Source organism: Streptomyces sp. NPDC001222 (assembly GCF_042896945.1).
Taxonomy (GTDB): Bacteria; Actinomycetota; Actinomycetes; order Streptomycetales; family Streptomycetaceae; genus Streptomyces; species Streptomyces gibsoniae.
In genome coordinates this window covers 154,152-168,806 of record NZ_JBIAXT010000014.1, presented here as the reverse complement: position 1 = coordinate 168,806, position 14,655 = coordinate 154,152, and the positions used below count along the sequence as shown (strand labels likewise).

At 71.6% G+C, this 14,655-nt stretch carries 7 protein-coding genes; 4 read left to right on the top strand and 3 right to left on the bottom strand.

All coding sequences use genetic code 11. From position 1 onward, the window contains the following. Positions 1–116: 116 nt before the first annotated feature. Entirely contained in the window at positions 117–2,534 is a 2,418-nt protein-coding gene (gene lon / locus ACFY2Z_RS20870) for an endopeptidase La (protein ID WP_390745588.1), read from the bottom strand. A 1,274-nt stretch (positions 2,535–3,808) separates the two neighbouring features. Continuing rightward, a complete protein-coding gene (locus ACFY2Z_RS20865; protein ID WP_390745587.1) occupies positions 3,809–4,603 on the bottom strand; it encodes a rhomboid-like protein in 795 nt (264 codons plus the stop codon). Positions 4,604–4,808: 205 nt separating this feature from the next. Here ACFY2Z_RS20865 and ACFY2Z_RS20860 point away from each other — a divergent pair, with 205 nt between their 5' ends. The 4 genes from ACFY2Z_RS20860 to ACFY2Z_RS20845 all read left to right on the top strand — a co-directional run bounded on the left by ACFY2Z_RS20860 (position 4,809) and on the right by ACFY2Z_RS20845 (position 11,539). Continuing rightward, positions 4,809–5,495, top strand: coding sequence for a spermidine synthase (locus ACFY2Z_RS20860; RefSeq protein ID WP_390745586.1), 687 nt, complete (start codon positions 4,809–4,811; stop codon positions 5,493–5,495). 112 nt (positions 5,496–5,607) lie between these two features. Beyond that, the gene (locus ACFY2Z_RS20855; protein WP_390745585.1) at positions 5,608–6,345 is read left to right on the top strand and encodes a response regulator transcription factor; all 738 of its coding nucleotides are present in this window, start codon (positions 5,608–5,610) and stop codon (positions 6,343–6,345) included. Then, positions 6,342–7,448, top strand: a complete 1,107-nt coding sequence (locus tag ACFY2Z_RS20850) for an ATP-binding protein (protein ID WP_390745584.1) — start codon at positions 6,342–6,344, stop codon at positions 7,446–7,448. The genes ACFY2Z_RS20855 and ACFY2Z_RS20850 overlap by 4 nt, the downstream gene beginning before the upstream one ends. Before the next feature lie 281 nt (positions 7,449–7,729). Beyond that, a complete protein-coding gene (locus ACFY2Z_RS20845; RefSeq protein WP_390745583.1) occupies positions 7,730–11,539 on the top strand; it encodes a multifunctional oxoglutarate decarboxylase/oxoglutarate dehydrogenase thiamine pyrophosphate-binding subunit/dihydrolipoyllysine-residue succinyltransferase subunit in 3,810 nt (1,269 codons plus the stop codon). Between the two features lie 93 nt (positions 11,540–11,632). On the opposite strand, the gene fxsT is transcribed toward ACFY2Z_RS20845, so the two are convergent. Continuing rightward, a complete protein-coding gene (fxsT, locus tag ACFY2Z_RS20840) occupies positions 11,633–14,602 on the bottom strand; it encodes an FxSxx-COOH system tetratricopeptide repeat protein (protein WP_390745582.1) in 2,970 nt (989 codons plus the stop codon). Positions 14,603–14,655 lie beyond the last annotated feature (53 nt).

Here is a 14,655-nt window from a genome sequence, read left to right as displayed (position 1 = left end):
CAACGGCAGCCTCCGGCCCCCCTTCAGGCACGACGAAGGCCCGGGCCTCCCTCACGAAACCCGGGCCTCCGGTCATCCGGGAGCGTCCGTCACTCCGCCACCGGAATCTCTGGGTGTCACGCCGCCACCGGAACCTCCGGCGTCGCGTCGCTGGTGGCCGGCGCGAGCGCCAGCTCCAGGACCTGACGGACGTCCGTGACGGCGTGCACGTCGAGCTTCTCCAGCACCTCGGCCGGGACGTCGTCCAGGTCGGCCTCGTTGCGCTTGGGGATGATGACGGTCGTGACACCCGCCCGGTGCGCGGCGAGCAGCTTCTGCTTCACCCCGCCGATGGGCAGTACCCGGCCGGTCAGGGAAACCTCGCCCGTCATCGCCACGTCCGTACGGACCAGGCGGCCCGAGAGCAGCGAGGCCAGCGCGGTCGTCATCGTGATGCCCGCGCTCGGGCCGTCCTTCGGGACCGCGCCCGCCGGGAAGTGGATGTGCGCACCCCGGTCCTTCAGGTCGCCGACGGGCAGCTCCAGTTCGGCGCCGTGGGAGCGCAGGAAGCTCAGCGCGATCTGCGCGGACTCCTTCATCACGTCGCCGAGCTGACCGGTGAGGGTCAGGCCCGCCGCGCCCGTCTCCGGGTCGGCCAGGGACGCCTCCACGAAGAGCACGTCACCGCCCGCGCCGGTGACCGCGAGACCGGTCGCCACACCCGGGACCGCCGTCCGCCGCTCGGCCGGGTCCTGGGCGGACTCGGGCACGTGGTGCGGACGCCCGATCAGCTCGCGCAGGTCCTCGTCCCGGACGGTGAAGGGCAGGTCCTTCTCGCCCAGTTCGTGCTGGGCCGCGACCTTGCGGAGCAGCCGGGCGATCGACCGCTCCAGGTTTCGTACGCCCGCCTCGCGGGTGTACTCGCCGGCGAGCTTGCGCAGCGCGCTCTCGTCGATCGTGATCTCGGCCTTGTCCAGGCCCGCCCGCTCCAGCTGACGCGGTAGCAGGTGGTCACGGGCGATGACGACCTTCTCGTCCTCGGTGTAGCCGTCCAGGCGGACGATGTCCATACGGTCGGCCAGCGCCTCCGGGATGGCCTCCAGGACGTTCGCCGTCGCGAGGAAGACCACGTCCGACAGGTCGAGTTCGACCTCCAGGTAGTGGTCCCGGAAGGTGTGGTTCTGCGCCGGGTCCAGGACCTCCAGCAGGGCGGCGGCCGGGTCGCCCCGGAAGTCCGAGCCCACCTTGTCGATCTCGTCGAGGAGGACGACCGGGTTCATCGAGCCGGCCTCCTTGACGGCGCGGACGATCCGGCCGGGCAGGGCGCCGACGTACGTACGCCGGTGACCGCGGATCTCGGCCTCGTCGCGCACACCGCCGAGGGCGACGCGGACGAACTTGCGTCCCATGGCGTGCGCCACGGACTCGCCGAGGCTGGTCTTGCCCACACCGGGCGGGCCGACGAGCGCGAGCACGGCACCGCCGCGCCGCCCGCCGACGACACCGAGGCCCCGCTCGGCGCGGCGCTTGCGCACCGCCAGGTACTCGGTGATCCGCTCCTTCACGTCATCCAGGCCCGCGTGCTCGGCGTCCAGGACGGCCTTGGCGCCCCGGATGTCGTACGCGTCCTCGGTGCGCTCGTTCCACGGCAGTTCGAGCACGGTGTCGAGCCAGGTGCGGATCCAGGAGCCCTCGGGCGACTGGTCGCTGGACCGCTCCAGCTTGTCGACCTCCTTGAGAGCGGCCTCACGGACCTTCTCGGGCAGGTCGGCGGCCTCCACCCGGGCCCGGTAGTCGTCGGACTCCTCGCCGTCCTTGGCGTCGCCGTTCAGCTCGCGCAGCTCCTTGCGGACGGCCTCCAGCTGACGGCGCAGCAGGAACTCGCGCTGCTGCTTGTCGACGCCCTCCTGGACGTCCTTGGCGATGGACTCGGCGACGTCCTGCTCGGCGAGATGGTCGCGCAGCTGCTGGGTGGCGAGCTTCAGCCGGGCGACCGGGTCGGCCGTCTCCAGCAGTTCCACCTTCTGCTCGGTGGTCAGGAAAGGTGAGTAACCGGAGTTGTCGGCGAGCGCGGAGACGTCGTCGATGGCCTGGACGCGGTCCACGACCTGCCAGGCGCCGCGCTTCTTCAGCCAGCTGGCGGCGAGCGCCTTGTACTCCTTGACGAGTTCGGTGACCTGTCCGGGCAGCGGGTCCGGCACGTCCTCGTCGATCCTGGTCCCCTCGACCCACAGCGCCGCACCCGGACCGGTGGTCCCGGCGCCGATCCGCACGCGGCTCCGGCCGCGGATCAGAGCGCCCGGGTCACCGTCGGCGAGCCGGCCGACCTGCTCGACCGTGCCCAGCACACCGGTGGTGGCGTACGTGCCGTCGATCCGGGGCACGAGCAGCACCCTGGGCTTTCCGGGCTCCGACCGGGCGGCCGCCTGAGCGGCTTCCACCGCCGCGCGCACGTCGGAGTCACTCAGGTCCAGCGGAACCACCATGCCGGGCAGCACGACTTCGCCATCGAGCGGCAGCACAGGCAGAGTGAGCGATGTGGGCATCGAAGCCATGATCTCCCCTTCGGCAGTCAACTTGAGCTATGCCGACTCAATGCGCGGCACGGTCCCATTGTTCCCCCGGGCACGTTCGCTCTGAGCGATCACGCGATGGTCTGCGATTTCCGGGTGTCGGGCGGGGTGACGGATGTCCGTGCGCGTCAGTCCGACGGGCGTCCGTGCGCGTCAGTCCGACGCGCGTTCAGCGACGCGGCGGCCGGCGGAGGGGCGCCCGGTCACGGCGTCCCCTCCTCTCCGACGGCCGGCTCACGGTCCAGGGGCTCGTCATGACAGCCCCGGCCGCCGAGGCGCGACACCCTGGCCGCCCCGGGGCGAGGCGTCATGACCGCCCCGGCCCGCCCCGACCCGCCCCGACCCGCCCCGACCCGCCCCGACCGCCGGATCGCCCGGCCGGCCGTTCGGTTGCGGTCGGGCGGCCCCGGGGTCCGGGCGGAGTACGCCGGGCAGCGGCTGCGTCGCCACCCGCGCCGACGCGGGCGCCGACGGTGAGCCGACGGCCGCGGCGGCAGCGGGACCGGGCAAGGTCTCGGGATCCGCCACGGGCGGCACGGTGGCGATGTCGCCGGGGTCGGCGGCCGTGTCCTGGCCGCCCCCGCCGCCAAACGCCTGGCTCACCGCCTGGACACGGGGGAGCCGGGTCAGGATCACCGGAGCCGGGATGCCGACGACGATGGCCGCGTACCGGCCGCTGATCTGGCCGCGTACCAGCCGCTGATCTGTCCCGTCCCGCCGAAGAGCACTGCCAGGCCGGCGCCGATCGTGCTGTGCACGAGAGCCGCGACCACGTCGGCACCGGGGTCGGAGCAGTCCCGGACACGGGGTCTCGCCCCCCTCGCCGGACGGCGGCCGCCGATGGGCACTGCGGGCCGAACGCCAGTTCAGACTGGATGCAGAAGTCGAGGACTCCCCGCAGCGCTCCTCCCACCGCTCCCGGCAGGACCAGCGTCGGCACGTCCGCGCCTCCCGGTGTCCCGGCCTCCTCGGCACGTCCCCACCTCCCCCGGTGTCCCGGCCCCCTCGGCACGTCCCCACCTCCCCCGGTGTCCCGGCCCCCTCGGCACGTCCCCACCTCCCCCGGTGTCCCGGCCCCCTCGGCACGTCCGCGCCCCCCCGTGTCCCGGCGCCTCCTCGGCACGTCCGCGCCTCCCCCGGTGTCCCGGCCCGTCGGGGCTACGGCGTGCGGAGCCCGTACAGCGAGCGCAGGGCGAGGTGCGGAGCGCGAGAAAGACGGCCGGGCACGGCCGGGCGCGGCGGTTGACGCCAGGAAGTCAGCCGTGGGCGCGGGCGTCCTGACGGCCCGCCCACTGCCAGCGGCGTACCCATGGCCAGGTCCCCATGCCGATCGCCAGGGACAGCAGATGGCCCCAGTCGCTCAGGGGGTCCGTGAACTGGGCCAGATCGTCGAGCAGTATCCCGCCGAACACCGTGAGCACCGTCCACCGAGCCCACGGCGGCAGCAGTCCCGCCAGCGCGCCGATGCTCGCCGCGACGCCGAAGCTGATGCCGTAGTCGAGGCGGTGCAGTGAACTGTCCGGCAGATGGCCGGCCATGACCGCCAGGCCGACCGGGACCTCGGTGGCCAGGGTGGCGAGGACATGGCCCAGCAGAAAGACGACGGCGGTGCGCGGGCCGCCGATCCGCCGCTCCAGCGTCGGCAGCACGAGCAGGAAGAGGAGCGCGTACGACGAGGTCAGGCCGCCCGCGATCCACAGCGCGCTGGCGACCAGCACGAGCACCGGGCTGCTCACCAGATGGGCGACGTCGGTGCTGGACTCCTGGTACAGGGTGTGCACCAGGGAGGGGTCGGCGTACTGGGCGAACAGGGACGTCACGACGAGGACGGCCGCGTATCCGAGGGTGAACGGGGTGTCCGCGAGGGTCGGCAGGAGTCCCTGGGGCCGCACACCCGGGCGCGCGGCGGGAGCGGCGGGGGCCGGAGCGGGAGGCGCGGAGGGGGCCACGGGGAGCGGTGCGGCGCGCTGGCGCGGCATGCCGTCGAGCAGGGGCGTGGCCGTCCCGGGGGCCGTGAGCACGGCGTCAGCCGCCGAGACCGTGCGTTCCAAGGTGAGGAACTCCTTCCGTTCATCCCCCACCCTTTGTGCCGCCCGAGCCGCTGTCTATGACCGACGCCACCGCGGGACGGATTCAAAGCAACTTCTCAGGTGGGTTCTGCGTCCGCGCTGCGCATACGGGAACATAAGCGCGCATTCGGGGCGACACAGGAAAACCCTTCGCCTCTGGAGCCGGTGCGTCACCACAATGTGACTCATGCCTCATCCGTACGACATCCGCCAGACCCCTGAAGTCCTGGACCGTCGCGAGGGCCCGCACGGCGAGGTCGTGCTGCGCCGCCACGGTGAGCTGCTCCAGATCATCGCCAACGGCTGTTTCCTCATGGACACCTCCGACGGGCGCTCGGAGCGACTGCTCGTCGACGCCGCACACCGGGCCCTGGGCGCACGCCCGGCGCCGAGCCTGCTGATCGGCGGACTCGGCGTCGGCTTCTCGCTCGCACACGCGGCGGCGGACCCGCGCTGGGGTGACATCACGGTCGTCGAACGTGAGCGCGCGGTCATCGACTGGCACCTCGACGGCCCCCTGGGCGCGCTGTCCGCACCCGCGCTCGCCGACCCGCGCACCCACGTCCTGGAGGCCGACCTCGTCGCGTATCTGCGTGAGACTTCCGCCACGTACGACGCCCTGTGCCTCGACATCGACAACGGACCCGGCTGGACGGTCACGGACGACAACGACAACCTGTACTCGGCGGCCGGACTGGCTGACTGCGCACAGGTGTTGAACCCCGGCGGGGTACTGGCGGTATGGTCCGCCCAGCCCTCTCCGGATTTCGAAGGAACCCTCTGGAATGCCGGGTTCCGGCAGGTGCATACCGAAGAGGTCCCCGTTGCCCGGGGCGTTCCCGACGTCGTGCACCTCGCCGTACGACCTGGATAGCCGACCGGCGGTAACTCCCCGTACCCTGCTTCCCTGGCGCGGATCATTCAAGCGTCAAACGCAGTCATGGGATCACCCCACGGATTCCGGAAAGCAACCCCAGGGGCGGGCGATGGAGCAGACACACACCGCGCACAACGGCACGACGGCGACCCCGGGCGCGCAGCGACGGGTTCTGGTGGTCGAGGACGACCCGACGATCGTCGACGCCATCGCCGCCCGACTGCGCGCCGAGGGATTCCTCGTGCAAACGGCCGGCGACGGTCCGGCGGCGGTCGACACGGCCGAGGCATGGCAGCCGGACCTGCTGATTCTCGACATCATGCTGCCGGGCTTCGACGGCCTGGAGGTCTGCCGCCGGGTGCAGGCGCAGCGTCCGGTACCGGTGCTGATGCTCACCGCGCGCGACGACGAGACGGACATGCTGGTCGGGCTCGGCGTCGGCGCCGACGACTACATGACCAAGCCGTTCTCGATGCGTGAGCTGGCGGCACGGGTGCATGTGCTGCTGCGGCGGATGGAGCGGGCCGCCCTGGCCGCGGCCACACCCCGCAGCGGCATCCTGCGCCTCGGTGAACTGGAGATCGACCACGCCCAGCGGCGGGTCCGGGTGCGCAGTGAGGACGTCCACCTCACGCCCACCGAGTTCGATCTGCTCGTGTGCCTGGCCAACACACCGCGCGCGGTGCTCTCCCGGGAGCAGCTGCTCGCGGAGGTGTGGGACTGGGCGGACGCCTCCGGCACCCGCACCGTGGACAGCCACATCAAGGCTCTGCGGCGGAAGATCGGCGCGGAGCGCATCCGCACCGTGCACGGAGTGGGCTACGCCCTGGAGACCCCGGCGCCATGACCGACGGGCCGGACGCACGGAGGAGCCCCGGGGAGCCCTGGGGCGGCGTACGCCCGTTCTCGATCAAGACCAAGCTGGGCGCGCTGGTCGTCATCTCGGTGCTGATCACCACGGGGCTGCTGCTGATCGCCGTGCGCACCGAGACCGAGCTGCGCTTCATCACGGTCTTCTCGATGATCGCCACACTGCTGATCACGCAGTTCGTGGCGCACTCGCTCACGGCACCGCTCGACGAGATGAACGCGGTGGCCCGGTCGATATGGCACGGCGACTACACCCGCCGGGTCCGTGACAACCGCCGCGACGAGATGGGTGACCTGGCCCACACGATCAACCTGATGGCCGACGAGCTGGAGGCCCAGGACCGCCAGCGCAAGGAGCTGGTGGCGAACGTCTCGCACGAGCTGCGCACCCCCATCGCCGGGCTGCGCGCGGTGCTGGAGAACATCGTGGACGGCGTCACGGAGGCCGATCCCGAGACCATGCGCACCGCCCTGAAGCAGACCGAGCGGCTCGGGCGCCTGGTGGAGACCCTGCTGGACCTCTCCCGCCTCGACAACGGCGTGGTCCCGCTGAAGAAGCGCCGCTTCGAGGTGTGGCCGTACCTCTCGGGCGTCCTCAGGGAGGCCCAGATGGTGTCCTCCGCCCGGGCGGGCATGGCCTCGGGCTCCGGCAGCCACACCCGCACGGACGTCCATCTGCACCTCGACGTCTCACCGCCGGAGCTGACCGCGCACGCGGACCCGGAGCGCATCCACCAGGTCGTCGCCAACCTGATCGACAACGCGGTCAAGCACAGCCCTCCGCACGGCCGGGTCACGGTGAAGGCCCGGCGCGGGGCCGGCCCGGACTCCCTGGAGCTGGAGGTGCTGGACGAGGGCCCCGGCATCCCGCAGTCGGAGTGGCACCGGGTCTTCGAGCGGTTCAACCGCGGCGCCGTGAACCGGCCGCACGGGCCGGGCAGCGACGGCGGCACGGGCCTGGGCCTGGCGATCGCGCGCTGGGCGGTGGATCTGCACGGTGGCCGGATCGGGGTGGCCGAATCCGCCCGGGGCTGCCGGATCCAGGTCACTCTTCCGGGAGAGTCATCTCTCCCAAGTTGACGTAAAGTTCGAACCGGAACGACAAGATCCACGGACGGACCGGCTGACGGACACGTGTGATCAGGCACAGGCCCGCGCAGCCTCCGCGCCGGGCCCCGGTCGGCGTACCCCTCCGAGGGCGGAACCACGCTTGTTTCCCGCCATTTCCCGTCCCGAAACACGCACTCCGATGTGACTTACGCGACGATGAACCGGCCTGACCTGACCTTCACCCTCAGGGAGGCGTAGCCTTTATTTCCGCTGTCCATAACCTTGTGAAGCGGAAGAGGGCGGTTGCCGCCGTGTCGCCACAGTCCCCCAGTAACTCGAGTGTCTCCACCGACGACCAAGCCGGGAAGAACCCCGCGGCCGCGTTCGGTGCGAACGAGTGGCTCGTCGACGAGATCTATCAGCAGTACCTCCAGGACCCGAATTCGGTAGACCGTGCCTGGTGGGACTTCTTCGCCGACTACAAGCCGGGAGCCCCTGCCTCGCCCGCTGCGGCGGGCACTGCGGCCGCGGGGGCCGCAGAGACCACCACGCAGGCCCAGGCAGCTCCCGCCGCTCCGGCACCGGCCGTGACGGCCCCGGCTCCCGCGGCACCGCAGGCACCGGCCGCGCCGGCTCCCGCCGCGCAGCCCGCCGCCGCCCCGGTCAAGCCGGCCGCAGCCGCTCCCGCCGCCGCGAAGCCCGCGCCGGCCCCTGCCCAGCCCAAGAAGGACGAGCCCGTGGCCCAGGCGCCCGTGGGTCCCGAACTGGTGACCCTGCGCGGCCCCTCCGCCGCCGTCGCGAAGAACATGAACGCCTCGCTGGAGCTGCCCACGGCCACGTCCGTGCGCGCGGTGCCGGTGAAGCTGCTCTTCGACAACCGCATCGTCATCAACAACCACCTCAAGCGCGCCCGGGGCGGGAAGATCTCCTTCACGCACCTGATCGGCTACGCGATGGTCCAGGCCATCAAGGCCATGCCGTCGATGAACTGGTCCTTCGCGGAGAAGGACGGCAAGCCGACCCTGGTCAAGCCGGAGCACGTCAACCTGGGCCTCGCCATCGACCTGGTGAAGCCGAACGGTGACCGCCAGCTCGTCGTCGCGGCGATCAAGAAGGCCGAGACGCTCAACTTCTTCGAGTTCTGGCAGGCCTACGAGGACATCGTCCGCCGCGCCCGCGACGGCAAGCTGACGATGGACGACTTCACCGGCGTCACCGTCTCCCTCACCAACCCCGGCGGCCTCGGCACGGTCCACTCGGTGCCGCGTCTGATGCCCGGCCAGTCGGTGATCATGGGCGTGGGCTCGATGGACTACCCGGCGGAGTTCCAGGGCACCTCCCAGGACACCCTGAACAAGCTCGGCATCTCCAAGGTCATGACGCTCACGTCGACCTACGACCACCGGGTGATCCAGGGCGCCGCCTCCGGCGAGTTCCTGCGCGTCGTCGCCAACCTCCTGCTCGGCGAGAACGGCTTCTACGACGAGATCTTCGAGGCCCTGCGCATCCCCTACGAGCCGGTCCGCTGGCTCAAGGACATCGACGCCTCGCACGACGACGACGTCACCAAGGCCGCCCGCGTCTTCGAGCTGATCCACTCCTACCGGGTCCGCGGCCACGTCATGGCCGACACCGACCCGCTGGAGTACCGCCAGCGCAAGCACCCCGACCTGGACATCGTCGAGCACGGCCTCACCCTGTGGGACCTGGAGCGCGAGTTCGCCGTCGGCGGCTTCGCCGGCAAGTCGATGATGAAGCTGCGCGACATCCTCGGCGTGCTGCGCGACTCGTACTGCCGCACCACCGGCATCGAGTACATGCACATCCAGGACCCCAAGCAGCGCAAGTGGATCCAGGACCGTGTGGAGCGCCCGCACTCCAAGCCGGAGCGCGAGGAGCAGCTGCGCATCCTGCGCCGGCTGAACGCGGCGGAGGCCTTCGAGACCTTCCTGCAGACCAAGTACGTCGGCCAGAAGCGCTTCTCCCTGGAGGGCGGCGAGTCGGTCATCCCGCTGCTCGACGCGGTGATCGACTCGGCGGCCGAGTCCCGCCTGGACGAGGTCGTCATCGGCATGGCCCACCGCGGCCGGCTGAACGTCCTCGCCAACATCGTCGGCAAGTCCTACGCGCAGATCTTCCGCGAGTTCGAGGGCAACCTCGACCCGAAGTCGATGCACGGCTCCGGCGACGTGAAGTACCACCTGGGCGCCGAGGGCACCTTCACCGGCCTGGACGGCGAGCAGATCAAGGTCTCCCTCGCCGCCAACCCGTCTCATCTGGAGACGGTCGACCCGGTCATCGAGGGCATCACCCGCGCCAAGCAGGACATCATCAACAAGGGCGGTACGGACTTCACGGTCCTGCCGGTGGCGATCCACGGCGACGCGGCCTTCGCGGGCCAGGGCGTGGTGGCCGAGACCCTGAACATGTCGCAGCTGCGCGGCTACCGCACCGGCGGCTCGGTCCACATCGTCATCAACAACCAGGTCGGCTTCACCGCGGCCCCCGAGTCCTCGCGTTCCTCCATGTACGCGACGGACGTGGCCCGCATGATCGAGGCCCCGATCTTCCACGTGAACGGCGACGACCCGGAGGCGGTCGTGCGCGTCGCGCGTCTGGCCTTCGAGTTCCGCCAGGCGTTCAACAAGGACGTGGTGATCGACCTCATCTGCTACCGCCGCCGCGGTCACAACGAGTCGGACAACCCGGCCTTCACCCAGCCGCTGATGTACGACCTGATCGACAAGAAGCGCTCGGTGCGCAAGCTGTACACCGAGTCCCTGATCGGTCGCGGCGACATCACCCTGGAAGAGGCCGAGCAGGCCCTGCAGGACTACCAGGGCCAGCTGGAGAAGGTCTTCACGGAGGTCCGCGAGGCCACCTCGCAGCAGGTGGCGGCCCCGGTCCAGGAGCCGCAGGACGGCTTCCCGGTCGCGGTCGGCACGGCCATCTCCTCGGAGGTCGTCAAGCGCATCGCCGAGTCCCAGGTCAACATCCCCGACCACTTCACCGTTCACCCGCGTCTGCTGCCGCAGCTGCAGCGCCGGGCGTCGATGGTCGAGGACGGCACGATCGACTGGGGCATGGGCGAGACCCTGGCCATCGGCTCGCTGCTCCTCGAGGGCACGCCGGTCCGCCTCTCCGGCCAGGACTCCCGCCGCGGCACCTTCGGCCAGCGCCACGCGGTGCTGATCGACCGGGAGACCGGCGAGGACTACACCCCGCTGCAGTACCTGTCGGAGGACCAGGCCCGCTACAACGTCTACGACTCCCTCCTGTCCGAGTACGCCGTCATGGGCTTCGAGTACGGCTACTCGCTGGCCCGCCCGGACGCGCTCGTGATGTGGGAGGCGCAGTTCGGTGACTTCGTCAACGGCGCCCAGAGCGTCGTCGACGAGTACATCTCGGCGGCGGAGCAGAAGTGGGGCCAGACGTCCGGCGTCACCCTGCTGCTCCCGCACGGCTACGAGGGCCAGGGCCCGGACCACTCCTCGGCCCGCCCGGAGCGGTTCCTGCAGCTCTGCGCCCAGAACAACATGACGGTCGCGATGCCGACCCTGCCGTCGAACTACTTCCACCTCCTGCGGTGGCAGGTGCACAACCCGCACCACAAGCCGCTGGTGGTCTTCACGCCGAAGTCGATGCTGCGCCTCAAGGCCGCCGCGTCCAAGGCGGAGGAGTTCACGACGGGCCAGTTCCGTCCGGTCATCGGCGACGCGTCGGTGGACCCGGCCGCGGTCCGCAAGGTCGTCTTCTGCGCCGGCAAGGTCTACTACGACCTGGAGGCCGAGCGGCAGAAGCGCGGTGTGACGGACACGGCGATCATCCGCCTCGAGCGCCTGTACCCGCTGCCGGGTGCCGAGCTCCAGGCCGAGATCAAGAAGTACCCGAACGCCGAGAAGTACCTGTGGGCGCAGGAGGAGCCGGCGAACCAGGGTGCCTGGCCGTTCATCGCTCTGAACCTGATCGACCACCTGGACCTGGCGGTCGGCGCGGACGTCCCGCCGGCCGAGCGTCTGCGCCGCATCTCGCGTCCGCACAGCTCGTCCCCGGCCGTCGGTTCCGCGAAGCGGCACCAGGCGGAGCAGGAGCAGCTCGTGCGCGAGGTGTTCGACGCGTAAGGCCATCGGCCCGCCCGGTCGGCCTCTGGTCGCACGAGGGGCCCGCGCCCGAGCTTCGGCTCGGGGGCGGGCCCCTCGGCGTTGCTGCCGGTCTCACATCATCTGCGGCTCGAAGTCCCAGTAGGGGCGCCGCCCTTCGAGCATGTAGCGCACCTGCCGGTGCTCCTCGAAGAAGTTCTCGGTGAGCCGGCGTACGGCCTCCACGCGCACGGTCTCCGCCTCCTCGTGCCGGCCGGTCGCCGCGAGGTCCTGCGCGAGTCCCGCCGCCAGGTTGAGGGTGAGGACGTGTGTGTCCCCGACCGCAGTGCGCGCCCGGCCCAGGGCGTCCCGGCCCAGGGCCACCGCGCGCTCCAGCTCACCGGTCCGCGCGAGCGCCGTCGCGGTGTTCATCGCGCACCCGACGGACCAGACGTGGGCGGTGCCCAGGGCCCGTTCCATCCCCGCCCTGGCCCGCTCCGCGCGCTGCCGGGCGCCCGCCAGGTCTCCCTGGTCGCCCTGGACGAGGGCGCAGTTGTCCAGGGCTCCCGCGATGTAGGGGTGACCGTCGCCGAAGAGGTCCGTGAACCCCTTGAGGGCGGACTCGGCGAGCTCCCGTGCCTCGTCGAACTCGCCGATCTCGCGCAGCAGCATCGCGTAGTCCGTGGTCAGGCGAAGCGTCTCCCGGGGGCCGCGCCGGCGCAGGCTGCGGTCGCGCGCCTCGCGCATCAGCCCGCGCGCCCGCAGATGGGCGCCGTCGCGGCGCAGGCACAGGGCCAGGTTGTGCTGGGCGAGCAGGGTCTGGGCGTGGTCGCGGCCGAGCACCTCCCGGTGCAGGCGGTGGTTCAGCTCCTGGATCGCCAGCGCGTCGCCGTAGCGGCCCAGCAGCCGGAGCGTCCAGGCGGTGTTGAGGCCGGCGAGGAGCGTCGAGGGATGCCGGCCGCCGCCGAGCGCGATGTACGCCTCCAGGACGGACCGCTGCAGGGCGAGGGACTCCTCGTAGCGGCCCAGCAGCCGCAGCGCCAGCGCGAGGTTGCCGCGGATGTCGAGGGTGCGCGGCACCTCCTGCTCCCCGAGGTCGGCGGCCGCCTGGGCCGCGGCGTCCTCGTAGAGGAGCCGGGCGTCCTCGTACCGGCCCAGCGCCAGCAGTGCTCCGCCGAGCCCGTTCTTGGCCCGCAGCACCTGCACCGAGCTGCGCCCGGGATCGGCGGTGACCCGGCGCAGCACGTCCCGCGCGATGCGCTCCGCCTCGCGGTAGCGGCCGAGGCGGCGTTCCATGTTGGCCAGTTGGTGCGCGGCGACGAGGACGGCGGGGTCGGTGTCGCCCGAGACCGCGCTCCAGGAGGCGACGGCCGCGCCGCAGAGCCGCCTGCCCTCCTTGGCCTCGCCGCGGATCCGCAGGTACTCGATGCAGTTGAGCACCACCGTCCGCACATCGGGGTCGGCGGAGTGCAGCGCCCCCGTCGGCTCCAGATGCGGTATCACCTCCGCGTACCGCGACCAGTTGGTGCGGTCGCCGGGGCGGCGGGGGTCGGCGGCGACGAGCACCCGGCGGGCGGTCTCGGCCGACAACCGGGCCTCCTCGGGGCCCAGATGACCGCGGACGAAGCGGTGGAAGAGCCGGTGCATACGCAGCGTGCCGACGGTCTGGATGTCCATCGGACCCTGCTCGTACTCCAGCCGCATGGAGGTGGCCTCGGACAGCACCCGCAGCGCGGTGTTCCAGCTGCTCGGCTCGGTGACCAGGGACACCAGGTGCGGGGGCAGGTCGCCGACGCGGGCCGACTGCACCAGGCCCAGGGGGATCACGTCGGGCGAGAAGAACGCGAAGAGGGAGAGCAGTTCGTAGGCGTTGGGGTGTTTCTCGCGCAGGGTGTTGACCGTCTGTGCCCAGGCGGCCTGGAACTCCTTGCGGTACTCCTCGGAGGAGACGACGGGGACGGCGTGCGGATCGCCCTCCTGGATGCGGGTGATGTACGTGTCGATGTCGGCGGTCTCGTTCAGCTCCACCCAGGCCGCGGTCTGGTCCAGGAGCAGCGGATGGTCCTCGACGGCCGCGGCGAGACGGTCCGCGCTGTCGCGGGTGAGCCGGCGGCTGCGCCGGCACGCGAAGTCGACGGACTCCTCGCGGTCGAACGGTGGCAGGTCCACGACCTGGCCGACCCAGCGGTGCCATTCCTTGCGCGGGGTGGTGACCAGCAGATGGCCCGGGCCGTCGGGCAGCACCGTCCCGAGGTCCTCGGGGTCCTCCGCCCCGTCCAGGACGACCAGCCAGCGGGTGCGGTCGCCCAGGGCCCGCTTGGCCGCCTCGATCCGCCCGCGCAGGGCGTCCCCGGTGTCCGGTTCCGCGCCCAGCTTGTCGGCGAGCCGGGCGAACTCCTCGCGGGCCCGGTTGCGTACCGACGCGTTGACCCACCAGACGATGTCGTACTCGCCCTTGTAGCGGTGCACGTACTCGGCGGCCGTCTGGGTCTTGCCGATCCCGCCCGGGCCGCGCAGCGCGATGCGGGTGCCCTCGCCGCCCTCCGTGAACTCCTGGTGGATGCGCTCCAGGACGCGTTCGCGGCCGGTGAAGTCGCGGTGGTGGCGCGGGGCGTTGTCGATGCCGGGCCGGTCCTCGGGGAAGCGGGGGCCACGGGCGCGGTCGAGGCTGACCGGGCCGCCGGACGGCGAGGCCACCTCCAGCGCGTCGACCAGCACCTCGGCGGCCCGCTCGGCGTCCAGGCCGCGCAGCGGGAGCACCCGACCGAGCCGTTCGGCGGCCGGCGGCAGGGTGGCGGCGGTGATCGACGCGGCGACGATCCGGTGCCCCTCCCGGGGCATGATCTCGGTCAGTACATCGGCCCAGGCCTGCCGACGGGCCTCGTCGAAGCGCACGAACCAGTCGTCGATCAGAAGCAGCAGCTTGCCGGGGACGGCCAGCAGGCCGGTCAGCCTCGCCGGTTCCGGTGCGGTGTGCAGCGGGTCCCAGCGGACCGCCTCCGGGACCGCTCCGGCGTGTGCGAGACGGTGTTCGATCCACGTCGCCCAGGACCATGACTGTCCCGCGTAGACGATCGTGACATGCTCGGGGGACGCGGATGGCATGCCTGGGGTCTCCTTCTGACGTAGGGGAGCGCTACGTCGCGGTTCGTCAACTC

What these genes read in the sequence shown, in the direction of transcription:
- lon (WP_390745588.1), bottom strand. Translation starts at nt 2,534, where the DNA reads ATGGCTTCGATGCCCACATCGCTCACTCTGCCTGTGCTGCCGCTCGAT.
- ACFY2Z_RS20860 (WP_390745586.1), top strand. Translation starts at nt 4,809, where the DNA reads ATGCCTCATCCGTACGACATCCGCCAGACCCCTGAAGTCCTGGACCGT.
- ACFY2Z_RS20855 (WP_390745585.1), top strand. Translation starts at nt 5,608, where the DNA reads ATGGAGCAGACACACACCGCGCACAACGGCACGACGGCGACCCCGGGC.
- ACFY2Z_RS20850 (WP_390745584.1), top strand. Translation starts at nt 6,342, where the DNA reads ATGACCGACGGGCCGGACGCACGGAGGAGCCCCGGGGAGCCCTGGGGC.
- fxsT (WP_390745582.1), bottom strand. Translation starts at nt 14,602, where the DNA reads ATGCCATCCGCGTCCCCCGAGCATGTCACGATCGTCTACGCGGGACAG.